This is a genomic window from Burkholderia crassaminum (genome assembly GCF_964265005.1).
Taxonomy (GTDB): domain Bacteria; phylum Pseudomonadota; class Gammaproteobacteria; order Burkholderiales; family Burkholderiaceae; genus Burkholderia.
Genome location: NZ_OZ183800.1, coordinates 2660005 through 2683272, shown reverse-complemented (window position 1 = coordinate 2683272; position 23268 = coordinate 2660005). Strand labels below are relative to the sequence as shown.

The following is a 23268-nucleotide window of genomic DNA, read 5'->3' as shown; positions in this document are numbered from 1 at the left end:
CCTACACCACCCTCAACCGCCCCAACTCGTCCGCCAGAAAATCCACGAACGCCCGAATCCGCGCGGACATCTGGTGCCGCTGCGCGTACACCGCGTAAATGTCGGCGCCCGGCGTTTCGTGGTCGGGCAGCACGACGACCAGGCGGCCGTCGGCGAGATAGTCGCGCAGGTCCCACTCCGCGCGCATCAGGATCCCGTGCCCGTCGAGCGCCCACTTCACGGCGATCTCGCCGTCGTTCGTCGTCAGGTTGCCGTTGATCCGCACGGCTTCCGTATTGCGTGCCGTGCCGCGCCCGCTCGTCAGGCGCCAGATCCCGTAACCCTCGTCCCCCTGCCGGATGCCGATGCAGTTGTGCCGCGTCAGGTCGTGCGGCGTGCCCGGTGTGCCGTGCCGCGCGAGATACGCGGGCGCCGCGCACAGCAGCCGGCGGTTCGGCGCGAGCCGCCGCGCGACGACGCGCGTATCGGGCGGCTCGCCGAAGCGGATGCACACGTCGAACGCGTCGTCGGTGAGCGGGGGCGGCATCACCGACAACTGCAGTTGCACCGACACTTCCGGATACCGCGCGACGAAGCGCGAAATTGCGGGGCCGACGTGGCTGCGCCCGAAACCGAGCGTCGCATTCACGCGCAGCAGGCCCTTCGGGCGTTGCTTTGCGCTGCCGAGCAACTCGCCGAGTTCGTCCATCTGGTCGAGGATCCGGCGTGCGTAGTCGAGATACACGTCGCCTTCGGGCGTCAGCATCATCCGCCGCGTCGTGCGGTTCACGAGCGTGACGCCCGCGCGCCGCTCCATCTGCGTGAGCCGCTTGCTGACGGCCGCCGCGGTCAGCCCGAGTTCGCGCGCGGCCGCGCTCAGGCTGCCGGATGCGGCGAGCGTCGAGAAGAAGCCGAGATCGGCCGGCTGGACGGTATCCGCCATGACGGGATTCGTGAATTAAAGTTAAAGATGCTTTGAGTCTAGCACCGGTTCCTGCACTTCTGGTTCGGTAAAGTGCCGCCACGCAGACGATCAATCGAGGATGTGCACATGAAGACCTACCGTATCGCAACGATCCCCGGCGACGGGATCGGCAAGGAAGTGGTGCCGGCCGGCAAGCAGGTGCTGGAGGCGCTGGCCCGCGGCAGCGACCGCTTCGCGTTCGAGTTCGAGGATTTCGGCTGGGGCGCCGATTACTACCGCGAGCACGGTGCGATGATGCCGGCCGACGGCCTCGACGCGCTGCGCGACAAGGACGCGATCCTGTTCGGCTCGGCGGGCGATCCGGACGTGCCCGATCACGTGACGCTGTGGGGGTTGCGCCTGAAGATCTGCCAGGGCTTCGACCAGTACGCGAACGTGCGCCCGACGCGCATCCTGCCCGGCATCGACGCGCCGCTGAAGCGCTGCGGGCCGGACGACCTGAACTGGGTGATCGTCCGCGAGAACTCCGAGGGCGAATATGCGGGGGTTGGCGGCCGCGTGCACCAGGGTCATCCGATCGAGGCCGCGACCGACGTGTCGATCCTCACGCGTGCCGGCGTCGAACGCATCATGCGATTCGCGTTCCGGCTCGCGCAGTCGCGTCCGCGCAGGCTGCTGACCGTGATCACGAAGAGCAACGCGCAGCGGCACGCGATGGTGATGTGGGACGAGATCGCGAAGCAGATTGCGCAGGAATTCCCCGACGTCACGTGGGACAAGGAACTCGTCGACGCGGCGACCGCACGCATGGTCAACCGGCCGGCGTCGCTCGACACGATCGTCGCGACCAACCTGCACGCGGACATCCTCAGCGATCTCGCCGCCGCGCTGGCCGGCAGCCTCGGCATCGCGCCGACCGGCAACATCGATCCCGAGCGTCGTTATCCGTCGATGTTCGAGCCGATCCACGGCTCCGCGTTCGACATCATGGGCAAGGGGCTCGCGAATCCGGTCGGCACGTTCTGGTCGGTCGTGATGCTGCTCGAACACCTCGGCGAAACGGAAGCCGCCGCGCGCGTGATGCAGGCGATCGAGGCGGTGACGTCCGACCCGTCGCTGCACACGCGCGATCTCGGCGGCAGCGCGACGACCGCGCAGGTGACGGCGGCTGTCTGCGAGCGGGTCGCGAACGCGGCGATCGCAGCCTGACGACAGGGGCGACGAGGGGGCGAGGTGCGGACGGGCCGTGACGTAGCGGCGGCGCGCATGCGCAGCCGGTAGCCGGCTATCGCCCGTTCATCGTCCTCCCGTTTCCCTGCCCGCGACTCGCGCATCCGACGCGAGCCGGGCGCCTGCCCGCCCGCTTCGCGGCGGCGCCGGCGAGCATTCACAGACAGAGCACGGCTCGACCTCGAAGGAGGAGACACATGCAAGCGGATCTGGAAAACCGTGTCGCGCGGAAACTGATGTGGCGCATCATTCCGTTCGTGATGCTGCTTTACTTCGTCAGCTTTCTCGATCGCGTCAACGTCGGCTTCGCGGCGATGACGATGAACAAGGCGATCGGCCTGTCGCCGACCGCGTTCGGGTTCGGCGGCGGCCTGTTCTTCATCGGCTACTTCCTGTTCGAAGTGCCGTCCAACCTGATTCTTCATCGTGTCGGCGCGCGCATCTGGATCGCACGCGTGATGATCACGTGGGGGATCGTGTCGGCCGTGTCCGCATTCGCGGCCGGGCCGACGAGCTTCTACGTGCTGCGCTTCCTGCTCGGTGTGGCCGAAGCCGGATTCTTCCCCGGCATCATCCTGTACCTGAGCCTGTGGTTTCCCGCGAAGCAGCGCGCGGTGGCCGCCGCGTGGTTCATGGCGGCCGCGCCGATCTCGACCGCCATCGGCTCGCCGCTGTCGGGCGCGATCATGCAGATGCCGCCGATGTTCGGGCTCGCCGACTGGCAGATGCTGTACATCGTCGAAGCGCTGCCGGCGGTCGTGCTCGGCTTCGTCGTGCTCGGGTGCCTGACCGATTCGCCGTCGAAGGCCGCGTGGTTGCGGGCGGACGAGCGCGACTGGCTGGTCGCGAAGCTGAGAGCCGAAGCCGATGCGCGCCACACGCATGCCGGGCATACCGCCGGTGCGTGGCAGGCGCTGCGCGACCCGCGCGTGCTGGCGCTTGCGCTGATCTACTTCGGCACGTCGGCGGGGCTGTATACGCTCGGCCTGTGGGCGCCGCTGATGGTCAGGCAGTTCGGCTTCACCGCGCTGCAGACGGGCCTGCTCACCGGGATCCCGAGCATCGCCGCCGTCGTCGCGATGATCGTCTGGGCGCGGCACTCGGATCGCAGCGGCGAGCGCACGTGGCACGTCGTGATTCCGTGCGTGCTCGCATGCATCGGCTTCGTGTTTGCGGGGCAGGCGAGCACCGCGCTGCTCACCGTGCTCGCGCTGGTCGTCGTCAACATCGGGATCAGTGCCGCGAAGGCGCCGCTGTGGGCGATGCCGAGCGCGTTCCTGTCGGGTGCCGGCGCGGCGGCCGGCATCGCGATGATCAACTCGATCGGCAATCTCGGCGGGTTCGTCGGGCCGTTCGCGATCGGCTGGCTGAAGCACGTGACGGGCGGGTATGCCGCGGGGCTCTACGTGGTGGCGGGCACGCTCGCGGTGTCGGCGGTCGTCACGCTGATGCTGAGCCGCAAGGGGGCGAGGGAGGATGCGGTGACGGGCGTGCGGCATCACCCGTAAGCCGGGCATGCGCAGGCGTGTACGTCGAAACGCCGGACAGGCCGTTGTGCGGCTGTCCGGCGACGTGCTGCGTCAAACGGTTGCGTGCTCAACCATGCGTGAGCGTCAGCGCATAGAACTTCACGATCGTGCCGGGCGTCGTCAGCGGTGTGCCGGACACGGCCGTCTGGTCGTAGTCGCCTGCCTTGAAGTAGAAGCTCTCGCCGTCGAAGCTCGAGTCCATCGTGAAGGTCTTGGTCGTGCCGTTCGCCGTGACGGTGATCGTCGTGCCGCTCAGGCTCAGCGCATAGCTGAACTTCTTGCCGACACCGACCGTGGTGATCGGTGTGGTCGTCGACTTGCCGCCCTGGTTGGTGCTTTCGAGCAGCAGCTGCACGACGCCGCCGGACGTGAACTGCAGCTCGCACAGCGGCTTGCTCGGGCCGCTGCCCTGGAAGATCTGGCCGATCGTCGTGTGATCGGGCACTTGCGTGACGGCCACCGTCGCATTCAGCCGGTTCGTGCCGGAGGTCGGCCAGATCGTGTTCTCGCGCAGCTCCGTGCGCGGATGCAGCGAGCCGGACGTCGTCCAGCCCTGCGTCGGGTCCATCATCACCATCGATCCATCGTTCGCGTCCGTGTAGAAATACGTCGGGTTCACGTAGCCGCCCGCGAGCGACGAGCCGCTCACCGTGTCGACCTTGCCGGACGAACCAGTCGGCAACTGCAGAGTGAACGGCGCGAGGTTGAAGTTCGAGCCGGGCGGGTTCGACAGGCTGAGCGCCATCGCCGTGGCCTGCTGGCGTGCGGCGGCGGCCGGGCTGGCCGGGTCGTCGCCGCCGCACGCGGACAGGGACGCAAAGGACAGAACGGCGACAACGCACGGGATGATCCTGTTCTTCATGGTGTCTCTCTCTGATGGTCCGTGGCTGGATGCCACGTTGTGGATAACGTTTTCCTTTTCAGGCTCACGATCGTCGAAATGAGATCGGTCGCCCGTAGAAAGCACTCCAAAATACAGAAAGCAGGTGTGACTCGACGGCGGGTGAAATAATGCGGAGATGCGAGGAATTCTGGAGCTTTCGATCGGCTTTCCGGGCGACTGGATTGCCCGACCGGGAACGATGCTAACAAGAAGCTCCAAAAGAGTAAACGTTTTCCTTCAGGGATAATATGGCGCTTTGCCTCGATGCCACGGAAGGCGTGATTCGTGTGTCGTCGGCGTGAGTTGCGCGTGCGGGCGCAGCCACAGGCTTACGACTCCGTCGCTGCGACGTGCTGCGCGATACGCGCCGCGCAAGCGTCGGGCGTCGCATCGGACGTATCGAGCAGCATCTGGCTGAATGGCCGCGACGCATAGCCTTCGCGATACATCTCGGCGATCCGGTTGCGTTCCCAGTCCGTCAGCGCGCGCGAGCCGCGATTCGACGACGCGATCGCTTCAGGCGGCGCGAGCGTCACGACGAACAACCGCGCATCGCGTGCTTCGCAGGCGGCGCGCAGCCGCTCGAATTCCGTTTCTCCGATCGGATAGGCGATGACCAGATGGCGCTCACGTGCGGTCGTGATCTGCGTGACGAGACGTTCGAGCGCGATCGCCCACTGCACGTCGAACGGTGCGTCTTCGGGCGCATCGTGATCGTCGCCGTCGATGAAGCGCGCATCGGGCAGCACGCGTGCGAGCGCGAGACCGATCGTCGTCTTGCCGCTGTTGATCGGGCCGTTCAGGTGGATGACGGTAAGGCGGGGCATGAGTAGCGCTGGAATCGGAAGACTCGCAGCTTGCCATGACTGGCGCGGTGGTGCAGAGCCGTTGGTGCGTCACGCGGCGCGATGCGAATACGGAGGGAAAGCGGAAAGGCGGAAAGGCGGGGAGAGGGAGCGGCAGGCTGCGTGCACGAAGCGGATCCGCCCACGCAGCCTGCCCGGCCGTGCCGCATCCAGCGATGCGGCACGGCGTCGAGCGAAGCGACTTACTTGTCGTCGCCCTTGATCTGCGGCAGCGCCGTGTTTTCGCCCGGCGTCAGCAGGCCGACTTGCGAATACACGCGCAGCTTGTCGCGCGTATCGGTGATGTCGAGGTTGCGCATCGTCAGCTGGCCGATCCGGTCGCGCGGCGAGAACGTCGACGCAACCTTCTCCATCGACAGGCGTTCCGGCTGGTACGTGAGGTTCGGCGACTTCGTGCTCAGGATCGAGTAGTCGTTGCCGCGGCGCAGTTCGATCTTCACTTCGCCGGTGATCGCGCGCGCGACCCAGCGTTGTGCGGTTTCACGCAGCATGATCGCCTGCGGGTCGAACCAGCGGCCCTGGTACAGCAGGCGGCCGAGACGGCGGCCGTTCTCGCGGTACTGCTCGATCGTATCCTCGTTGTGGATGCCGGTGACGAGACGCTCGTACGCGATGTACAGCAGCGCGAGGCCAGGGGCTTCGTAGATGCCGCGGCTCTTCGCCTCGATGATCCGGTTCTCGATCTGGTCGCTCATGCCGAGGCCGTGGCGGCCGCCGATGCGGTTCGCTTCCAGCAGCAGTTCGACCGGGTCGGAGAACTCGACGCCGTTCAGCGCGACCGGCTGGCCGGCTTCGAAGCGCACCGTCACTTCTTCGGCAGCGATCTTCACGTCGTCGCGCCAGAACGCGACGCCCATGATCGGGTTCACGATCTTGATGCCGCTTTCGAGGCTTTCGAGATCCTTCGCTTCGTGCGTCGCGCCGAGCAGGTTCGAATCGGTCGAGTAGGCCTTCTCGGCCGACATCTTGTACGCGAAACCGGCCTGGTTCATGAATTCGGACATTTCGGCGCGGCCGCCGAGCTCGTCGATGAACGTCTGGTCGAGCCACGGCTTGTAGATCTTCAGATCCGGGTTCACGAGCAGGCCGTAGCGGTAGAAGCGCTCGATGTCGTTGCCCTTGTACGTGCTGCCGTCGCCCCAGATGTTGACGCCGTCTTCCTTCATCGCGGCGACGAGCATCGTGCCCGTCACGGCGCGGCCGATCGGCGTGGTATTGAAGTACGTGACGCCGGCCGTCGTGATGTGGAACGCGCCGCTTTGCAGCGCCGCGATGCCTTCGGCGACGAGCTGCGCGCGGCAGTCGATCAGGCGGGCGCCGGCTGCGCCGTATTCGATCGCGCGTTTCGGGATCGCGTCGTAATCGTCTTCGTCGGGCTGGCCGAGGTTCGCCGTGTATGCGTACGGGACGGCGCCCTTGAGTTTCATCCAGTGCAGTGCAGCGCTGGTGTCCAGGCCGCCGGAGAAGGCGATACCGACCTTCTGGCCGGTCGGGAGGCTTTCGAGAATCGTGCTCATAGGAATTACCGTGGATTGAAGCCGGTGGGATCGTATTTCGCGGAATATGCGAGTATCGGCTGTCCGGCAGGTTGGGGCAAGGGCTGATTTTCGCGCGGAACCGTCGTCGGGCCTGTCGCGGCGGGCCTGGCGGGCGGTTAACCAGGTGGAGAACGCCACGCAAGCCGGCGCGAAATCGCAGCAGGAACAGGCATCGGCGAGCCCCGCCGCTGGCCGTGTTTCCGGGGCCTGATCGACCGAAGGACGGGGCTGCCGCCGTCAGGATGCGGTGCGTCACGCCGAAAGACATATGAAAGGCGAGTGCGCGAAGCCCGGATTCCCGCGAACGTCAGATATTCCACGACTGCGCGGTATCCAGCAGCTTCTCGCGCAACTGGTCGACTTCCACGGCCAGCTTGGCCGTGATCGACACGTAGCCGGACAACTGCGGCGGCGGTGCGTCGTGCGGCGGGTCGGCCGGCCGGCGGCGAGGCGAAAGCCGGCTCGGCGTGCCGAACTTGAGCGCGCGGCTCGCGCCGACCAGCGTATCGCGGATGCGCCGGTTCACGGCCTTCATGTCGACGCGCATGTATTCGCGGGCGGCGATGTCGTCGCGGGCCGGCACCGCGCTCGACAGGATCTCCAGATAGCCGATGCACAGGCGCAGGCTGCGCTGGATCGCCTCGAGCTGCATCATCGACGTCTCGCATTCCTTCGACACCGACGGCATCAGCGAGCGCAGCTGCACGAGCAGCGCGCTCAGCGCGGCCATTTCCTTCAGGTGCGCGTCGTCGCTCACCTGGCGGTCGCCCGCGAGCCGCGCATGCACGGCCGCGCACGCGCGCAGCGCGTCGGCGAGCTTGTAGCGCCACGAGTAGGTGGCATACAGCGGCAGCGCGAACGAGAACGCCAGCGCGATCGCGATGCCGGTCAGCACGTTCACCGCGCGCCACAGGCCGTCGACGATCTCGTTGTCGCCGTGCCCGGCGACGATCACCATCGTGATTGCCGACAGCAGCGCGATGTAGCCGGCCTTGCCGATCGCGTGATACGCGCAGAAGCCGCACGCGAGCGCCATCAGCAGGTAGATCGCGAGCGGCGCGTGCACGACCGAATAGAGCAGGATCAGCCCGAGCCCGGCGAGTGCGCCGATCGACGTGCCGAGCGCGCGCTCGGCCGCCTTCTTGCGGATGTTGCCGTGATGCTGCAGCCCGCCGACGACGATCAGCACGGTAATCGTCGACCACTCGCCGTGCGGCACGTTCAGGCCGGTGGACAGCGCGATCGACACGAGAATCGCGAGCGCGACGCGCGCCGCATGGATCAGCTTCGCGTGCCGGTAGCGGCGGTACGGGTCGAGCAGCGGGCGAAGCGCGTTGCGCAGGAGCGGCGGCAGCCGGGTCGGGAGCGGGGTGGTCATGGTGGAGCTGGAGTGGCCGGAACGCGCATGGCGGCCTGCGCGGGCCGGCGCCGCGCCGCATGCGCAGCAGATGTAACGCTAGCCGAACGCGGGAGGGCTGTCCACGGTGCGGTCATCCGGCCTGGCAGGCCGCCGCGCAACTTCACGCCACGTCACGGTGATGTCATGCGTCCGCGGTGCTCTGCTGCGCTTCCAGCACGCGGTTGCGTCCGCCGGACTTCGCGCGGTACAGCGCTTCGTCGGCACGCCGCAGCAGCGTCGCGGCGTTCAGGCGGCCGTCGGCGGAGGTCGCTGCGCCGATGCTCGCCGTGACCCGCCCGTACGGGCTTTTCGCGTGCTCGATGCCGAGCTCCGCGATCGCGCGCCGGATGCTCTCGGCGACGGTCACCGCGCCTTGCGCATCGGTGTCGGGCAGCGTGACGACGAATTCCTCGCCGCCGTAGCGCGCGACGTGATCGCCGTCGCGGCGCAGGCAGCTCGACGCGGTCTGCGCGACGCGTCGCAGCACGTGGTCGCCGGCCGGGTGGCCGTAGTAGTCGTTGAACGCCTTGAAGTGATCGACGTCGACGAACAGCACCGACAGCGGGCGGCCGCTGCGTGACGCACGCTGCGCCTCTTTCGCGAGCACCGTGTCGAACGTGCCGCGGTTGTCGAGGCCCGTCAGCGCATCGGTGTGCGCGAGCCGGTACAGCTTCGATTCGGCGACCTGCCGGCGCTTCAGTTCGCGCGACAGCGCCAGCGACCCCCACGCGATGAACCCGGTGAACAGGCACATCAGCACGACGGTCCAGATCGCGCGGTGGTGCCACGACGCGTAGACGTCGACCTCGGCCGGCGCGACGTCGACGATCAGCGGCAGGCCGGGGAGATGCTTGTATACATAGATGCGCCGCACGCCGTCGATGCTGCCGATGCCCGACAGCACGCCTTCGCGGCTGCGCAGCGCCTCGATGAACAGCGGCGAATCGCGCAGGTCGATGCCGACCACGCGCGCGTCGTAAGGCAGGCGGCTCACGAGCATGCCGTTGAGCTCGGCGATTGCCGCGCTGCCGTGCTTGCCGACCGCGAGGCCGTCGAGCAGCGCGCGGAAGTAGTCGATGCTGAGCGTGCCGACGACGACACCGCCGAACGAGCCGTCGGGCAGCGTGATCCGGCGGCTGAGCGCGATCGTCAGCGCGCCGCCGCGCAGCCGGGACGCGTACGGCCGGCTGAGATAGAGGCCCTGAGCGATATTGTTGCGGTGCACGGTGAAATAGTCGCGATCCGCAAAGTTGCCTTGCCGCGCGGGCGACGCGCTCGAATCGATCACGATATTGCCGTGCGCATCCATCACGAACAGCGACCCGAGATATTCGCCGGTGGCGGCGCGGTCGAACAGCAGCCGGTGGCGCTGGCGTGGCGGCAAGGTCATCAGTTCCGGATCGGCCACGCCGTCGACGACGTTCTGCAGCGACAAATCGTAGAGTTCGATATTGCGCGCGATATCGCGTTCGATCAGCAGCATCAGGTTGCGTGCATTTTCGACCGCATGGTCATAGGCATCGCGCCGCGCCTCGATTAAAAGCGACGTGGAAAGCCCCCAGCTGAACATCAGCAGCACGATCCCCGCAACGAGTACGCCGCGGGGCGACAGAATGCGTGCCACGATCGACGCCGTATGGCGGCGCAGCGCGGCGGGCAGCGTGAATGACTTCATCCTCGAGGGGCTGGCGGGCGGCGGATTTCGCGTCGTTGGCGATTCCGCTCGCTGTTTATTTCGAATCGGGCCGCATTATCTCGCGAATTCCCGACATTCGCGTGCACATGCAAAACATGCATGCGGATACGGCGATTCGAAACGATTACGCATCATTACCGCTTTACGTACGGGTGATTTGATTTGAATCAATTGCCGATATCGGTTGTATTGTCTGAATAATCCCGTGATTACCCGGCGATTTTGTATGTCGGTGCGGTATCGGGAGGAGGGCGACAGGACGGCGGAGAAACACCGGGGGGATCGGAAAACCGGATAACCACCCGGCGCACGTGGTTTTACGCCGGCATGCGGCCACGGCCCGCTCAGGGCGCGGCCAACTCCTTGATTCTGCGAAATCTCCGCGGCGGTGGCGGGCGGCGGCACCTGAGCTGCCCCCGTGACGAATCAGGTAGAATCCGCGCTTCGCCGCAGGCGCCCACCGCGCAACGCGTATCGGGGCCGCATCGAATGCATCGCAGGACGCGCACCGCGCTCCGATTCCGCATGCGCCGGCTACGGATGCCGGCCCGCTCAACGTTCGTCTCGTTTATGTCCGCAACTCCGAAATCCGACCAACCCGGTTCGTCTTCGAACCCACCCAAGCTTCATCGCGCGCTGAAGGCGCGCCACCTGACGATGATCGCCATCGGCGGCTCGATCGGCACGGGCCTGTTCGTCGCGTCCGGCGCGTCGATCTCGCAGGCCGGCCCCGGCGGCGCGATGGTCGCGTACATGCTGATCGGCCTGATGGTCTACTTCCTGATGACGAGCCTCGGTGAAATGGCCGCGTTCATGCCGGTGTCGGGCTCGTTCGCGACCTACGGCGCGAAATACGTGGACGAAGGTTTCGGCTTCGCGCTCGGCTGGAACTACTGGTACAACTGGGCCGTGACGATCGCGGTGGAGCTCGTTGCCGCGCAGCTCGTGATGCATTACTGGTTTCCGGACGTGCCGGGCGTGTGGTGGAGCGCGGCGTTCCTCGGTGTGATGTTCCTGCTCAACGCGCTGACCGTGCGCGGCTTCGGCGAGGCCGAATACTGGTTCGCGCTGATCAAGGTCGTCACCGTGGTCGCGTTCATCGGCGTCGGCCTGCTGATGATCTTCGGCATTCTGAAGGGCGCGCCGAGCAACGGCTGGGGCAACCTGACGATCGGCGACGCGCCGTTCGCGGGCGGCCTGCCGGCGTTGATGGGCGTTGCGATGATCGCCGGCTTCTCGTTCCAGGGCACCGAGCTGATCGGCGTCGCGGCCGGCGAATCGGAAAACCCGCGCACGACGATCCCGCGTGCGGTGCGCCAGGTGTTCTGGCGGATCCTGCTGTTCTACGTGTTCGCGATCTTCGTGATCGGCGTGCTGATTCCCTATACCGACCCGAACCTGCTGAAGACGGACGTGACCGACATCGGCGTGAGCCCGTTCACGCTCGTGTTCCGCCACGCGGGCCTCGCGTTCGCGGCCGGCGTGATGAACGCGGTGATCCTCACGGCCGTGCTGTCGGCCGGCAACTCGGGCATGTATGCGTCCACGCGGATGCTCTACACCCTCGCAACCGAAGGCCGTGCGCCGAAGATCTTCGCGAAGCTGTCGCGCGGCGGCGTGCCGCGCAACGCGTTGTATGCGACGACGGCCGTCGGCGCGCTGTGCTTCTTCACGTCGCTGTACGGCGACAAGACCGTGTACCTGTGGCTGCTGAACACGTCGGGGATGACGGGCTTCATCGCGTGGCTCGGCATTGCCGTCAGCCATTACCGGTTCCGCAAGGGTTACGTGAAGCAGGGCTACGCGCTCGACCAGTTGCCGTACCAGTCGAAGTGGTTCCCGTTCGGCCCGCTGTTCGCGTTCGTGCTGTGCCTCGTGATCGCGCTCGGGCAGGACTATCAGGCGTTCCTCGCGAACAAGATCGACTGGGCCGGCGTGACCGCGACCTATGTCGGCATTCCGCTGTTCCTCGTCGTGTGGCTCGGCTTCCGGTTCCTGAAAAAGAGCCGTTTCGTGCGCTACGAAGACATGGAAATCGCGCCGTGGATTGCCGCGAACCGCGGCGCGCAGGCGCAGCCGGTGGCGAACCGCGAAACCGCGGGCTGACGCGGGCGCGGCACGCGGCCGCGCGACATGCGATGAAACGGGAAGCCGCGCGCTTCCCGTTTTTTTTGCCCGGCTTTTGCCTGCACGGGGTCAAAGCCGGTTATATTGCCCGACCCTACCGGGCCTCGGCCCGGCCGGCGCGAGGCGCGCAGCGCGGATCGGCATCCGGCGCGCGCGGTGTGCGGCGGCCGGCAAAATGCCCGGCGTCTTCATCGTTCCATCCGGGCCGATACGGCCCGCGGAGCGCGCAACCCAGAGGAATCCATGAGCGCATCACCCGCCGAGCGGAAGGCCGGACCCGTTTCCATCGTGCGACTCGAAGCCGCGATCAACGCGTGGCGCGAAGTGTACCCGCCGGCGCCGGACGGCGAAGACGGCTACGCGCTCGACGCCGGCAGTAATTGCCTCGCGGAACTGTACGGCACGATGATCTGCTACCAGTTGCCGGACGTGCCGCTCGACTCGCTGAGCGACGCGCAGCGCGACGCGCTCTACGCGACCGAGGTGTGACGGCCGGCGCGTGACGCCGCCATGCCGCGGCGTCGATGAAGCAACGGGAAGCTCGCGGGCTTCCCGTTTTGCTTTGGGCGGCACGCGGCCGGGGGCCGCGCGTGGCGGTTTGCGCCGCCTGCGGTATCGTGATGACATCATCCGGCCGGGTTGAACGCCGGATCGCTGTCCGGGAGGCATCGAACATGGAGTTCAGACACCTCCGCTACTTCGTCGCGGTTGCCGAAGAGCGGAATTTCACGCGGGCGGCCGAACGGCTGCATATCGCGCAGCCGCCGCTGAGCCGGCAGATCCAGCAACTCGAGGAAGCGCTCGGCGTGCCGCTGTTCGAGCGCAACGCGCGGCCGCTGAAGCTGACCGACGCGGGGCGCTTCTTCTATTCGCACGCGGTGCAGCTGCTCGCGCAGACGACCGAGCTCGAATCGATGACGAAGCGGGTCGGCAAGATCGAGCGCAGCATGTCGGTCGGCTTCGTCGGCTCGACGCTGTACGGGATGCTGCCGAAGATCATCCGGCGCTTTCGCAGCGAGTATCCGGCCGTCGAGCTGAGCCTGCACGAGATGTCGACGATGGACCAGATCAAGGCGCTGAAGGAAGGGCGCATCGACGTCGGGTTCGGGCGCATCCGCCATGAGGATCCGAGCGTGCGCCGCGTCGTGCTGCGCGAGGAGCGGATGATCGTCGCGCTGCCGGTCGGCCACGTGCTCGACAGCGCGAAGCCCGTGCTGTCGCTGCACGATCTCGTGAACGACACGCTGATCATCTTTCCGAAGGCGCCGCGCCCGAGCTATGCGGACCAGGTGCTCGCGGCCTTTCACGATCGCGCGTTGCAGCCGCGCAAGATCTACGAGACGCGCGAACTGCAGATCGCACTCGGCCTCGTCGCGATGGGCGAGGGCGTGTCGGTCGTGCCGCACAGCGTCTACGGGCTGAAGCGCGACGACATCAGCTACAAGCCGCTCGACGATCCGAACCTCGTGTCGCCGATCATCATGAGCATGCGGATGCTCGACGAATCGGAGGACATCCGCGCGATTCAGGCGCTGATCTACCGGCTGTACGACGAGGCGCAGATGGAGTATCTGCCGCCGCAGCCCGAATGAACGCGCGGGCGGTGGGGGCTTGCTTGACGCTGCGCGCACGCGCGGGCCAACATCGCAGGATCCGATGCGGCCGCCGAGGTGCGGCCGCTTTCATGCAGACGACACACACATGACCGACATCCCGATCGAGGAGACAACCGTCGAGACGCCGCAAGGGCGCCTCTTCGCGAAACGCTGGCGCGGTGGTCCGGCGCAACAGGCAGCGGGTGCGCCCGGTGCGGCCGCACCCGAGTCGGCCGCACCGATCGTGTTGCTGCACGATTCGCTCGGCTGCGTCGACCTGTGGCGCGACTTCCCCGCGCAGCTCGCGAGCGCCACGCAGCGCGACGTGATCGCCTACGACCGCCTCGGTTTCGGGCGCTCGGATCGTCATCCGGGGGCGCTCGGCACGACGTTCGTGCGCGACGAGGCCGATCATGCGTTCGCGGCATTGCTTGAACAACTCGACGTCGATGCGTTCGTCGCGTTCGGGCACAGCGTCGGCGGCGGGATGGCGGTCGGGTGTGCCGCCGCGTATCCGGAGCGTTGCCGTGCGCTCGTGACGATCGCCGCGCAGGCGTTCGTCGAGGATCGCACGCTGGCCGGCATTCGCGACGCGGGGCAGCAGTTCGACGAGCCGGGCCAGCTCGACCGGCTCGCGCGCTATCACGGCGACAAGGCGGAATGGGTGCTGCGCGCGTGGGTCGACACGTGGCTGTCGCCGGCCTTTCGCGACTGGAATCTCGACGACGAACTGCCGCGCGTGCAATGCGCGACGCTCGCGATTCACGGCGAAGACGACGAATACGGGTCCGACGTGCATCCGAAGCGGATCGCCGCGCGCGTCGCCGGGCCGTCGTCGTATCTGTTGCTCGGCCAATGCGGGCACATGCCGCACCGCGAGCGGACCGACGACGTGCTGGCTGCCGTCGCGACATTCCTGCGCGGCGCGCTTGCCTGAGCGCGGCTGCCACCGGCGGGCATGCGCCCGCCGGCCATCAGAACGCGAGCTGGATCGCGAGGTCGATCGCGAGCAGCGCGATCGAACAGCCGATACCGAGGATTACGTTCGGCAGCCGGTGCTCGAAGTCGCGATTGTCGCGGCGCATCGCGGCGCCGAGCAGGAAGATCGCCTCGACGACGATCTGCAACCCGACGAACAGCAGCATCAGCAGATACTCGTAACCCATCTGCTTGAACGCGGCGAATTGCATCCCGTGATCGCGGATCCATTGGCCGACACGCAGCAGTTCGTACACGAACAGCAGGGCGGGGAACAGGTAGCTGATGAAATAGGTCGGCGCGGTGGCGTGCCGTAGTTCGAGGTGGAAGTGCTGATGCGTGGTTGCCATCACGAATCCCTCCTTGCAACGCATGATTGCGGTCGCGACGGCGGCGCGACAACGTGCAAATGCCGGGATTACCCGAGGCGTCGTGCGCAGCCGTACGACATCAGCATACTGCTGCGCGGGAAATTTGGCATGTGGTGTGTGCGATCGTCGTAAAAGGGCGCGTGTGCGCCGCGCGACGCGTCTATTGCGCCATGTTCGCCGGATGCGCTTCACTGGCCGGTTCTGCGGCGCTCGATGCATTCGGCAGCAACCACTCCGGATGCCGCTCCAGATCATCGCTCAATGCACGCAGCGCGCTCGCGGTTCGCGCGAATTGCATCAGCGTGCGGCGGACGTTCGATGTATCGGCACCTTGTTGCACGAGCATCGCCTGTGCGGCCGTGAACGATTGCCGCGCGGTGCCCAGCGCGGCGCGTGCCTGCGGTGCGAGTTCGGTATCGAGTTGCTCGAACAGCGCAGCGGTATTCCCGAGCGCTGCGGTCAGATCCGTACCCATGCGATCGAGCGGCAACCGCGAAAGCGTGCCGGCGATATCGGTCATCCGTACGCGCAGCACGTCGAGCGTGCCGGGCACGGTCGGCAACGCGATCGGCTCGCGGTTCGTGTCGACCGATGCGGGCGGTGCATTCGGGAACATGTCGAGCGCGACATACGAGCGGTTCGCAATCGGATTGCCGATGCGCAACTGGCCGCGCAAACCGCGCGCGACGAGCGTGCGCAGCAGCGCCTTGCCGGCTTCGGTCGCGCCGTTGCCGAGCGCGTCGCGGTAGCGCTGCCCGAGGCGATCGGGGTAGAGCGCCATCGTCACGCGCATCGTGACGTCGCCGCGTGCCGCATCGTATTCGGTGCCGACGGCCGTCACATGGCCGAGTTCGATGCCGCGAAAATCCACCGGCGCGCCGACCTCGAGGCCGCGCAGCGAACGATCGAAACGCATCACGACGGGTGCGGCCGGCGCGTTCGGCGTGCGCATCGCGTCGATTTCGTCGTCGGCTACGCGAAAGCGCGCACCGTCGAGCGCCGCGCCGCCCGGTGCCCGCCCGGGCGGCGATGCGAACGCAAGTGCACCGCCGAGCAATGCGGCGATCGACGGCGTGTCGAGTTTCATGCCGCCTGCACCCAGCCGCAGGCCGAGGCCGCTTGCCTGCCACCAGCGCGCATCGATGTCGACGGCTCGATCGAACGGCGCGGCGACGAACACGTCGATCGACACGCCGTGCCCGTCTGCATCGAGCGCGTAGCCGGTCACCTCGCCGACGCGTGCGCGCCGGTGATAGACGGGCGACCCGACAGCGACCGAGCCGAGCGACGTCGCGTGCAGCGTGTAGTGACGGCCGCCTTCCTCGGTGACCGGCGGCGCGTCGAGCCCGGTGAACGTCGTGCGCGGTTCGCGCGCATGGCCAGGCGCGGCTGCGATGGTCGATCCGGACAGCACCGTATCGAGACCGGAGAGGCCACCGGGCCCGATACGCGGCCGCACGATCCAGAAGCGTGAGTCCGCCACCGCCAGTGCCTGCGCGTCGGCGTCCAGCCGCACATCGATCATCACGCCCGGTTGTCCGCGCAACGCTCGAATGCGCGTGACGCGGCCGATTTCGACATTGCGCAGCCGCAGCGTCGACCGGCCGGCCGTCAGCCCGTCGGCGGTCGCGAATGCGATCGTGATCGTCGGCCCGCGGCTGCCGAGCGACACGATGCCCCATGCGATGCAGAGCGCAGCGGCCGCAAGCGGAACGATCCAGATGAGCGCCGCGCGCGTCAGAGCCGGCACGCCTCTGCGCAACACGTGCCAACGTATGCCGGCGGGTTTCAGTCGAACTGCGCGACGAGTGCATCGGCGCCCTTGTCGAGGCCGGTCTTTGCGGCGCCGAGCGCGCCGAAACTCGCGCCGATGTTCATCGCATTCGGATACTGCTTCGTCACGTACGCGCTGATCAGCCGGTTCGTCGATGCATCGCGGATCTCCACCGCATAGATGACCGAGCCCGTGAACGCGCCTTCGCGGCCCCGGATCGCCTGCACGCCGTTGTACACGTTGCCCGCGAGATCGAAATGCGCGAATGCGCCGGCAAAGGTCGTCGTCGTCACGGCGCCCGTCAGCGTCAGCTTCACGCGTAGCGTGTCGGGCCCCGGTGTGTTCGTCAGTTCGAAGCGCTTGCCGAGCTTCTTCGCGAACGTGTCGCCCATGTAGGTGGCGAGCGTCGCCTTGTCTTGATCGGTCAGGTCACCGAACTGGTGGTCGGTGCCGCGATAGATGGCGACGGGGTCGAGGATCAGCTTCCGGTATGTGTGCCAGTCAGCCGGCAACGCATAGCGATAGGGCACGCGGCCGGACTTGTCCTGCGGATCGCTGCGCAGGTACGGCGACGATTCGATGCCGCTGTAGCGGGCGGGCTGGACGCCGGCGCATCCGGCGAGCGCGACGCAAAGCGCGGCGTTGCGCAGGTGGCTGGATTTGATCGTTCGGTTCATTTGACTCTCCGGGTCGGGTTCGCGCCGGTGGAGCCGGTGCGAAGTGTGGTGCAACAGGGCGGCATCGCCGCTCGGGGTTGATGAAAAAAACCAACCAGACGGTTTGTTTTCGGGGTGCAAGAACCGCATGAATTTCGGCAGCGGCAAGCCGTCCGGCGGCGGTCATCGGCCGGACAGCCTTGCCACCGGCGGCGCTCGCGGCGCGCTGTGCGGTGCGGCATGCGGCGCGCGACGCACCCGTCATCCGGTCAGGGCCGATGCGGGAGCCGATCGTAGCATCGCCATTTCCCGAAGTAAACCGACCAGGCGGTTTGTTTGTGATAGACTCCGCGCACTTTCTTCATACGACCGCGCCGGCTTGGCGCGGTCGCATTGCATGACTCCATAGCGGGGACAGTTCATGGACAACCCAACGCGTTCCGAGCGAACGCGCACTGCCGCGATCCAGGCGGCGCTCGCGATCCTCGAGCGCGACGGCCCGGGCAAGCTCACGTTCGATGCGATTGCGCGCGAAAGCGGCATCAGCAAGGGCGGGCTGATGCATCAGTTCCGCACGAAAGGTGATGTGCTGAACGCGCTGATGGAACATCAGCAGGACTACTACCAACGGTTTCAGCGCGAGTATCTGGCCGCGCGCGATCCGGGCGACGCGCAGCCGACGCTGTCCGCGCAGATCGCGACGATGCGCGAAGTGATCGACCAGCAGCCGTCGGCGGCGCTCGCGATCATGGCGGCGCTGGTCGAGGATCCCGCACCGTTGCAGAAGGTGCGCGAGATCGACGGCGAGAACGCGAAGCGCATCGCGGCCGAATCGGGCGACCCCGATCTCGCGCTGCTGCGCTGGAAGGCGGCCTGGGGGCTCGCGCTATCGGCGATGTTCGGGCTGTGCCCGCTGTCGGCCGACGAGCGGGCACGGCTGTTCGACCGGCTGCTCGACGAGACGCAATGGCCGTCGGGTGGCGACGTAGCCGCGCAGGCCGCGAAATCGTCGCGGAAAAAATGAAGCGCGCGTTCGTCGCATGCGGGGTGGCGGTCGCCCGTTTCGCGCGCTCGCTGCTCGCGGTCGTGCTCGGACGCTTATGATCCGGTGAGCGCCTGACAGGCCACCGGTGTCGCTCAGCGTTTCGCTTCCGCGCCTTCGACGAACAGCTTCGCGACCGCCTGGAACTCCCGTTTCAGCGACAGCCCCGGCACGGTCAGCCAGCGCAGCATCGCCGCGAGATACAGGTGATGGAACCACGTCGCGAGCTGGTCGGCCCGCAGCGCGCCGTTCAGTTCGCCGGATTGCTGCCCTGCGGCGATCAGTTGCTGCCACACGAGCGCGATATCGCTGCCGTTCTCCCTGCCGCTTTCCGCTTCAACCGCGCCGATGCTCAGGAAGCGATGGCGCAAATACGCGAGCAGGTACGCGGGATGCTGCTCGCACCACGCGGCCGACGCATCGAGCACGCAGCCGATGCGCGACACGAAGGTCTTGCGCCGCGCGACGTCGCGCTGCAGATGCGCGAGATCGCGTGCGAGTTCGCCTTCGAGCCAGTGCGCGAGCACGGCCTCCTTCGTTGCAAAGTGGTTGTACAGCGTGCGCTTCGCGACATCGGCCTGCGCGGCGATCTGCTCCATCGTGACGGCGTCGTAACCGTGCGCGTCGAACAGGCGTGCGCCGGTGGCGGCGAGATGCGCGAGCATCTGGATGCGCTTGCGCGCGCGGCGGCCCGGATCGTCGGTCGGAATCGGCATGGCGAGGGATTGACTGAAAGTGTACGAGTTGCATTAGTATACGACGTGCACTTTTATGAATCCACCCGTCTCGACCCGTTTCCATCGCGCACGAGGAGTCACGCATGAAGCTCGTCATCGCCACCTACGGCACGGAAGGCGACACGCGCCCGCTCGCGGCGCTCGGCCGTGCGCTGATCGATGCCGGCCATGATGTCCGGCTGCTGGCCGACGCGGCGACGCTCGGGTCGGCCGCCACGCTCGGCGTGCCGTCGGCGCCGTTGTCCGGCGATATCCGCCGTGCGATTGCGCCGGATGGCGCATTGGCCGATGCGGTGCGCGGGCGCGGCGGCTTCAACGATACGTCGAAGGCGCTCGCGGCGATCGCCAATGCGAACACGGCCGCGTGGATGCGGGAGATCGCGGATGCGTCGGCCGGGTGCGATGCGATCCTCGTATCGGGGCTCGTATCGTTCGTCGGCCTGTCGGTTGCCGAGTATCGCGGCGTGCCGGCGATCGGCGCCGGCATGATCCCGATTACACCCACCACGGCATTCGCGTCGCCGTTCCTGCCGCCGGGGAAGGTGCCGCGCTGGCTGAACCGCGCGAGCCACCGCTTCGTGAACGCGCTGTTGTGGCAGGCGTTCAGGAAGGCGACGAATGCGGCGCGCGCCAGCGTGTGCGGGTTGCCGCCGCGCAGGCGGGTGTGGGCCGATCATCCGATGCTGTACGGCGTGTCGCCGGCACTGCTGTCGGGCCCGGCCGACTGGCCGTCGCAGGCGCTTGCCTGCGGCCAGTGGCGCATCGATGCGCGTGCATGGGAACCGCCGCCCGATCTCGCGGCTTTTCTCGAAGCGGGCGATCCGCCCGTGTACATCGGTTTCGGCAGCATGGCCGGCTTCGATCGCGCCGGAATGGTCGATGCGCTCGTGCATGCGCTCGCCGGCCGGCGGGCGCTGTTCTATCCGGGATGGAGCGGAATCGATGCGTCGATGCTGCCCGCGCACGTTCGCGTGATCGGCGATACGCCGCATGACCGGCTGTTCCCGCGTGTGTCGATGGCGATTCATCACGGCGGGTCGGGCACCACGCATTCGGCTGCGCGGGCCGGCATTGCGTCGGTCGTCGTGCCGTTCGCGGGCGATCAGTTCTTCTGGGCGAACCGGTTGCAGCGGCTCGGTGTGGCCGATGCGCCGGTGGCCGGGCGGCGCGTGGATGCTGCGGCGCTGGCGCGGGCCATCGCGTTTGCCGATCGCGGCGACACGAAGGCGCGTGCAACGGAACTCGGTACCCGCATCGCGCAAGAGCGCGGCTTGACGCTGGCCGTCAGTGCGATCGAGCGATGGGGGCGCGCCGTAGCGCGGTGAGCCCGCGCATCGACATCAGAAATGCCCGGTGAACCGGTAGCGGCTGCCCGGGTGCCACAGATTGGCGACCGACGCGACCATCCCTTGCGACCACGTGCGCCGATGCAGCAGCAGGCACGGCTCGCGGTCGTCCATCGTCAGGTGGCGGCGCGTTTCGGTGTCGGGCATCGCGGCCTCGATCCGGTACTCGACACGTTGCAGCGGTGCGACGCGCGTCAGGTACTGGTTCGGCGTCGTGGTCGTGAAGTCCTGCAGCGCATATTCGGGCGCGCAGGCCGGATTGACCCAGCGTTCCTCGAGCTGCACCGGCGTGTCGTTCTCGAAATGCAGCACGCGCGAATGGAAGATCGGGCTGCCCGTGTCGAGCTGCAGTTCGTCGGCGAGCTTCGCGTCGGCGACGGCCGCGCCGACCTGCAGCACCTGCGCGCGATAACCGTGGCCGCGCGCGGCGACTTCGTCCGAGATGCTGCGGATCGCGACGAGCGTCGATTCGTACTTCGGCGACGCGACGTACGTGCCGGAGCCGCGCGTGCGCGTGAGTACCTGCTCGGCGGTCAGCTCGCGCAGCGCGCGGTTCACCGTCATCCGCGCCACGTTGAATTCGCGCGCGAGCTCGTTCTCCGACGGCACCTGGTCGCCCTCCGCCCATTCGCCGGCATGAATGCGCGCGAGGATGAAGTCCTTGATTTCCTGATAGATCGGTGTGGTCATGGGGATCACGGTTCCAGAGTCGGCGGCGGCCCGCTGCCGAATGCCGATCCGGCGCGCGCCCGGCGCCGAGTGTACCGGTTTCGCGGACGCGCGGGCCCGGATTCCCCGAATGATCCCTGTTCGGCCGGCGCGCGTCCATGCGGGATTGCACAGAGCGGCCGGCCTTTGGCAACTGGCGAGCGGTCAGAACCGATGCCGGATGCCGACCGTCCCGACCACCTGCGTGTTGTTCGACGAAGCCGCGAGCCCGGTGACGTTCGCGAAGCCGAGCGTCGCGCCCGCCGGCACGCCGAACTGGTGCTGGTAGACGGTTTCCGCATACACGTCGGTGCGTTTGCTCAGCGCGTAATCGGCCATCAGCGTCACCTGATGCCATTTCGGCCGGTGGCTGCCGGTTGCGTCGTCGTAGCGGCCGTTGGTGAACGTATAGGCGCCCGCGAACGAGACGGCCGGCGTCAGCGCATAGCGTGCGTTGACCTCGAAGTTGTCGAAGCGCAGCGCGTTCAGCGCGCCGGGCAGCGACGACGCGGCCGTTTCATCGAACATCGAATGCGTCCACAGCGCGCCGACCGTCAACCGGTCGAATGCGTAGCTGCCGCCCGCGCCCATCACGCGCTGGCGCACGGCCGGGAAGTTCGGGCCGTCGTTCGTCGACAGCGCGCCGCCGGCCGTCAGGCCGCCGCGGTTGAGCTGCAGGTACGCGGCGCCGAGGCTGACCGGCCCGTTCGCATACGACACGCCCGCGCTGTACGCCCGGTTGTTTGCGAAGCCGCCGGCCGCGTTGCTGAACCCGTACAGGCCGCCGAACTGCCAGCCGGCGAGCGTCGGGCTCGTGTATTTCACCGCGTTGTCGATATAGAACGAATCGTCGATGTTGTCGTTGTCGAACGGATGCGACGCGAGGTTATTGCCGTCGCCGTTGTTCGCCATCGCGAGCGGGCCGAGGTAGTCGACCACGGCGTCGTACTGGCGGCCGAGCGTCAGCGCACCGTATTGGTCGCTCTGCAGGCCGACGTACGCGCGGCGGCCGAACATCGTGTTCTTGTAGGACTGCGTGCCGTTGTTCAGGTTGAAGCCGTTCTCGAGACGGAACAGCGCATGCAGGCCGCCGCCGAGATCCTCGTTGCCGCTCAGGCCGAAGACCGTATTCGACAGCAGGCCGCTGCCTTGCTGCCACGCGCTTTTACCCGACTGGTTGTTCGTATAGACGATGCCCGCATCGAGCATCCCGTAGAGCGTGACGCTGCTTTGCGCATGCGCGGCCGCGCTGAGGAACGCGAGGGAGAGGGTACCGGCGACTGCTTTTTTCATTGTGAGTGCTTCCTGGAAAGGCCCGTAGCGACGGGAACGACGATCCGTCGCGCGTGCCGGCGGCGAACGGGTGCGGCTCGTGACGAACCGCACGCGTTCGCGTCGGAAACGCGCGTTCGAACCGATGAAAGGGGCGCGGGCGCGTGACGCGTGTCACGCGCGGCTGCAATGGATGCCGGCTAGTGCTGCAGCAGGCGGATCGTGCCGAATTCGGCGGCCGGGAACAGGCGGAGAATCGACAGGATCGTCGGCGACGCCTGCGACCGCGCGACTTCGAGCTCGATGCAGGCGCGCCCGGTGCGGTTGTCGATCGCGGCCGTGTAGAAATTCAGTGCGGTGCCGACCGCCTGATGCAGCAGGCGCCGCACGACGGCGAGGTTGTCCGATTCGACGCGGATCGACAGCAGCACGAGTTCGTCGGCCGGGTAACGGCGCCGCGAACGAACGGGCGGCAGATCGCGTGAAGCGGCGGATTCGGTTCTGGTCGGTTTCATGCTGGCATCCCCGGGTCGCATCGTGCTCCGCACCGCGGAGATCTCGTCTTGGACATGTCGCCCATTCTAGGAATCGCGGTGACGAGATGGTGTATAGACTCG

21 protein-coding genes are annotated in these 23268 nt (G+C 67.2%); 8 read left to right on the top strand and 13 right to left on the bottom strand.

Annotated features, from left to right (window positions below):
• Position 1: 1 nt before the first annotated feature.
• Positions 2-922 carry a LysR substrate-binding domain-containing protein gene (locus ACPTTF_RS29005; RefSeq protein ID WP_423369190.1) on the bottom strand — a complete coding sequence of 307 codons (921 nt, stop codon included), beginning with the start codon at positions 920-922 and terminating at the stop codon, positions 2-4.
• A 108-nt stretch (positions 923-1030) separates the two neighbouring features.
• On the opposite strand from ACPTTF_RS29005, the gene ACPTTF_RS29000 reads away from it, so the two are divergent.
• Together ACPTTF_RS29000 and ACPTTF_RS28995 are read left to right on the top strand one after the other, a co-directional pair.
• Positions 1031-2113 carry a tartrate dehydrogenase gene (locus ACPTTF_RS29000; protein ID WP_423369189.1) on the top strand — a complete coding sequence of 361 codons (1083 nt, stop codon included), beginning with the start codon at positions 1031-1033 and terminating at the stop codon, positions 2111-2113.
• A gap of 218 nt (positions 2114-2331) precedes the next feature.
• A complete protein-coding gene (locus ACPTTF_RS28995; protein ID WP_423369188.1) occupies positions 2332-3642 on the top strand; it encodes an MFS transporter in 1311 nt (436 codons plus the stop codon).
• A gap of 88 nt (positions 3643-3730) precedes the next feature.
• Here the strand turns inward: ACPTTF_RS28995 and ACPTTF_RS28990 are convergent, their stop codons facing one another.
• From ACPTTF_RS28990 to ACPTTF_RS28970, 5 genes are all read right to left on the bottom strand, one after another.
• Positions 3731-4525, bottom strand: coding sequence for a polysaccharide lyase family 7 protein (locus ACPTTF_RS28990; protein ID WP_423369187.1), 795 nt, complete (start codon positions 4523-4525; stop codon positions 3731-3733).
• 350 nt (positions 4526-4875) lie between these two features.
• Complete coding sequence (locus ACPTTF_RS28985; protein WP_423369186.1) at positions 4876-5373, bottom strand: shikimate kinase; 498 nt, start codon at positions 5371-5373, stop codon at positions 4876-4878.
• Between the two features lie 221 nt (positions 5374-5594).
• Complete coding sequence (gene argG, locus ACPTTF_RS28980; RefSeq protein WP_166954465.1) at positions 5595-6929, bottom strand: argininosuccinate synthase; 1335 nt, start codon at positions 6927-6929, stop codon at positions 5595-5597.
• Positions 6930-7257: 328 nt separating this feature from the next.
• Complete coding sequence (locus tag ACPTTF_RS28975; protein WP_166954463.1) at positions 7258-8328, bottom strand: FUSC family protein; 1071 nt, start codon at positions 8326-8328, stop codon at positions 7258-7260.
• A gap of 163 nt (positions 8329-8491) precedes the next feature.
• Complete coding sequence (locus tag ACPTTF_RS28970) at positions 8492-10024, bottom strand: diguanylate cyclase (RefSeq protein WP_423369185.1); 1533 nt, start codon at positions 10022-10024, stop codon at positions 8492-8494.
• Between the two features lie 591 nt (positions 10025-10615).
• On the opposite strand from ACPTTF_RS28970, the gene ACPTTF_RS28965 reads away from it, so the two are divergent.
• The 4 genes from ACPTTF_RS28965 (at position 10616) to ACPTTF_RS28950 (ending at position 14704) form a co-directional block, all read left to right on the top strand.
• Positions 10616-12151, top strand: coding sequence for an amino acid permease (locus ACPTTF_RS28965; RefSeq protein ID WP_166954459.1), 1536 nt, complete (start codon positions 10616-10618; stop codon positions 12149-12151).
• 264 nt (positions 12152-12415) lie between these two features.
• Entirely contained in the window at positions 12416-12661 is a 246-nt protein-coding gene (locus tag ACPTTF_RS28960; protein WP_043178075.1) for a DUF3717 domain-containing protein, read from the top strand.
• A 185-nt stretch (positions 12662-12846) separates the two neighbouring features.
• Positions 12847-13764: a LysR family transcriptional regulator gene (locus ACPTTF_RS28955; protein WP_423369184.1), complete on the top strand. Its 918-nt coding sequence runs from the start codon at positions 12847-12849 to the stop codon at positions 13762-13764.
• 109 nt (positions 13765-13873) lie between these two features.
• Complete coding sequence (locus ACPTTF_RS28950; protein WP_423369183.1) at positions 13874-14704, top strand: alpha/beta fold hydrolase; 831 nt, start codon at positions 13874-13876, stop codon at positions 14702-14704.
• Between the two features lie 37 nt (positions 14705-14741).
• Here ACPTTF_RS28950 and ACPTTF_RS28945 read toward each other — a convergent pair whose 3' ends face one another.
• The 3 genes from ACPTTF_RS28945 to ACPTTF_RS28935 form a co-directional block, all read right to left on the bottom strand.
• Positions 14742-15095, bottom strand: a complete 354-nt coding sequence (locus tag ACPTTF_RS28945) for a hypothetical protein (RefSeq protein ID WP_059521580.1) — start codon at positions 15093-15095, stop codon at positions 14742-14744.
• Positions 15096-15276: 181 nt separating this feature from the next.
• On the bottom strand, positions 15277-16866 hold the full coding sequence (locus ACPTTF_RS28940; protein ID WP_423369182.1) for an intermembrane transport protein PqiB: 1590 nt from the start codon (positions 16864-16866) through the stop codon (positions 15277-15279).
• Positions 16867-16904: 38 nt separating this feature from the next.
• The gene (locus tag ACPTTF_RS28935) at positions 16905-17567 is read right to left on the bottom strand and encodes a DUF3313 domain-containing protein (protein WP_423369181.1); all 663 of its coding nucleotides are present in this window, start codon (positions 17565-17567) and stop codon (positions 16905-16907) included.
• Positions 17568-17967: 400 nt separating this feature from the next.
• On the opposite strand from ACPTTF_RS28935, the gene ACPTTF_RS28930 reads away from it, so the two are divergent.
• Positions 17968-18570 (top strand): TetR/AcrR family transcriptional regulator, encoded by a 603-nt coding sequence (locus ACPTTF_RS28930; RefSeq protein ID WP_423369180.1) that lies wholly within the window; start codon positions 17968-17970, stop codon positions 18568-18570.
• Positions 18571-18683: 113 nt separating this feature from the next.
• Here ACPTTF_RS28930 and ACPTTF_RS28925 read toward each other — a convergent pair whose 3' ends face one another.
• Entirely contained in the window at positions 18684-19304 is a 621-nt protein-coding gene (locus tag ACPTTF_RS28925) for a TetR/AcrR family transcriptional regulator (protein WP_423369179.1), read from the bottom strand.
• A 104-nt stretch (positions 19305-19408) separates the two neighbouring features.
• Between ACPTTF_RS28925 and ACPTTF_RS28920 the strand changes: the two genes are divergently transcribed.
• Positions 19409-20650 (top strand): glycosyltransferase, encoded by a 1242-nt coding sequence (locus ACPTTF_RS28920; RefSeq protein ID WP_423369178.1) that lies wholly within the window; start codon positions 19409-19411, stop codon positions 20648-20650.
• 15 nt (positions 20651-20665) lie between these two features.
• Here ACPTTF_RS28920 and hutC read toward each other — a convergent pair whose 3' ends face one another.
• The 3 genes from hutC to ACPTTF_RS28905 all read right to left on the bottom strand — a co-directional run bounded on the left by hutC (position 20666) and on the right by ACPTTF_RS28905 (position 23166).
• Positions 20666-21361, bottom strand: a complete 696-nt coding sequence (gene hutC / locus ACPTTF_RS28915; protein ID WP_069750460.1) for a histidine utilization repressor — start codon at positions 21359-21361, stop codon at positions 20666-20668.
• Between the two features lie 183 nt (positions 21362-21544).
• Positions 21545-22672, bottom strand: coding sequence for a porin (locus tag ACPTTF_RS28910; protein ID WP_174949020.1), 1128 nt, complete (start codon positions 22670-22672; stop codon positions 21545-21547).
• 179 nt (positions 22673-22851) lie between these two features.
• Positions 22852-23166: a hypothetical protein gene (locus tag ACPTTF_RS28905; RefSeq protein ID WP_423369177.1), complete on the bottom strand. Its 315-nt coding sequence runs from the start codon at positions 23164-23166 to the stop codon at positions 22852-22854.
• Positions 23167-23268: the final 102 nt, after the last annotated feature.

What these genes read in the sequence shown, in the direction of transcription:
- ACPTTF_RS29005 (WP_423369190.1), bottom strand. Translation starts at nt 922, where the DNA reads ATGGCGGATACCGTCCAGCCGGCCGATCTCGGCTTCTTCTCGACGCTC.
- ACPTTF_RS28930 (WP_423369180.1), top strand. Translation starts at nt 17,968, where the DNA reads ATGGACAACCCAACGCGTTCCGAGCGAACGCGCACTGCCGCGATCCAG.
- ACPTTF_RS28950 (WP_423369183.1), top strand. Translation starts at nt 13,874, where the DNA reads ATGACCGACATCCCGATCGAGGAGACAACCGTCGAGACGCCGCAAGGG.
- ACPTTF_RS29000 (WP_423369189.1), top strand. Translation starts at nt 1,031, where the DNA reads ATGAAGACCTACCGTATCGCAACGATCCCCGGCGACGGGATCGGCAAG.
- ACPTTF_RS28985 (WP_423369186.1), bottom strand. Translation starts at nt 5,373, where the DNA reads ATGCCCCGCCTTACCGTCATCCACCTGAACGGCCCGATCAACAGCGGC.
- hutC (WP_069750460.1), bottom strand. Translation starts at nt 21,361, where the DNA reads ATGACCACACCGATCTATCAGGAAATCAAGGACTTCATCCTCGCGCGC.
- ACPTTF_RS28975 (WP_166954463.1), bottom strand. Translation starts at nt 8,328, where the DNA reads ATGACCACCCCGCTCCCGACCCGGCTGCCGCCGCTCCTGCGCAACGCG.
- ACPTTF_RS28945 (WP_059521580.1), bottom strand. Translation starts at nt 15,095, where the DNA reads ATGGCAACCACGCATCAGCACTTCCACCTCGAACTACGGCACGCCACC.
- ACPTTF_RS28970 (WP_423369185.1), bottom strand. Translation starts at nt 10,024, where the DNA reads ATGAAGTCATTCACGCTGCCCGCCGCGCTGCGCCGCCATACGGCGTCG.
- ACPTTF_RS28995 (WP_423369188.1), top strand. Translation starts at nt 2,332, where the DNA reads ATGCAAGCGGATCTGGAAAACCGTGTCGCGCGGAAACTGATGTGGCGC.
- ACPTTF_RS28960 (WP_043178075.1), top strand. Translation starts at nt 12,416, where the DNA reads ATGAGCGCATCACCCGCCGAGCGGAAGGCCGGACCCGTTTCCATCGTG.
- ACPTTF_RS28935 (WP_423369181.1), bottom strand. Translation starts at nt 17,567, where the DNA reads ATGAACCGAACGATCAAATCCAGCCACCTGCGCAACGCCGCGCTTTGC.
- ACPTTF_RS28990 (WP_423369187.1), bottom strand. Translation starts at nt 4,525, where the DNA reads ATGAAGAACAGGATCATCCCGTGCGTTGTCGCCGTTCTGTCCTTTGCG.
- ACPTTF_RS28955 (WP_423369184.1), top strand. Translation starts at nt 12,847, where the DNA reads ATGGAGTTCAGACACCTCCGCTACTTCGTCGCGGTTGCCGAAGAGCGG.
- argG (WP_166954465.1), bottom strand. Translation starts at nt 6,929, where the DNA reads ATGAGCACGATTCTCGAAAGCCTCCCGACCGGCCAGAAGGTCGGTATC.
- ACPTTF_RS28965 (WP_166954459.1), top strand. Translation starts at nt 10,616, where the DNA reads ATGTCCGCAACTCCGAAATCCGACCAACCCGGTTCGTCTTCGAACCCA.
- ACPTTF_RS28920 (WP_423369178.1), top strand. Translation starts at nt 19,409, where the DNA reads ATGAAGCTCGTCATCGCCACCTACGGCACGGAAGGCGACACGCGCCCG.
- ACPTTF_RS28910 (WP_174949020.1), bottom strand. Translation starts at nt 22,672, where the DNA reads ATGAAAAAAGCAGTCGCCGGTACCCTCTCCCTCGCGTTCCTCAGCGCG.
- ACPTTF_RS28925 (WP_423369179.1), bottom strand. Translation starts at nt 19,304, where the DNA reads ATGCCGATTCCGACCGACGATCCGGGCCGCCGCGCGCGCAAGCGCATC.
- ACPTTF_RS28905 (WP_423369177.1), bottom strand. Translation starts at nt 23,166, where the DNA reads ATGAAACCGACCAGAACCGAATCCGCCGCTTCACGCGATCTGCCGCCC.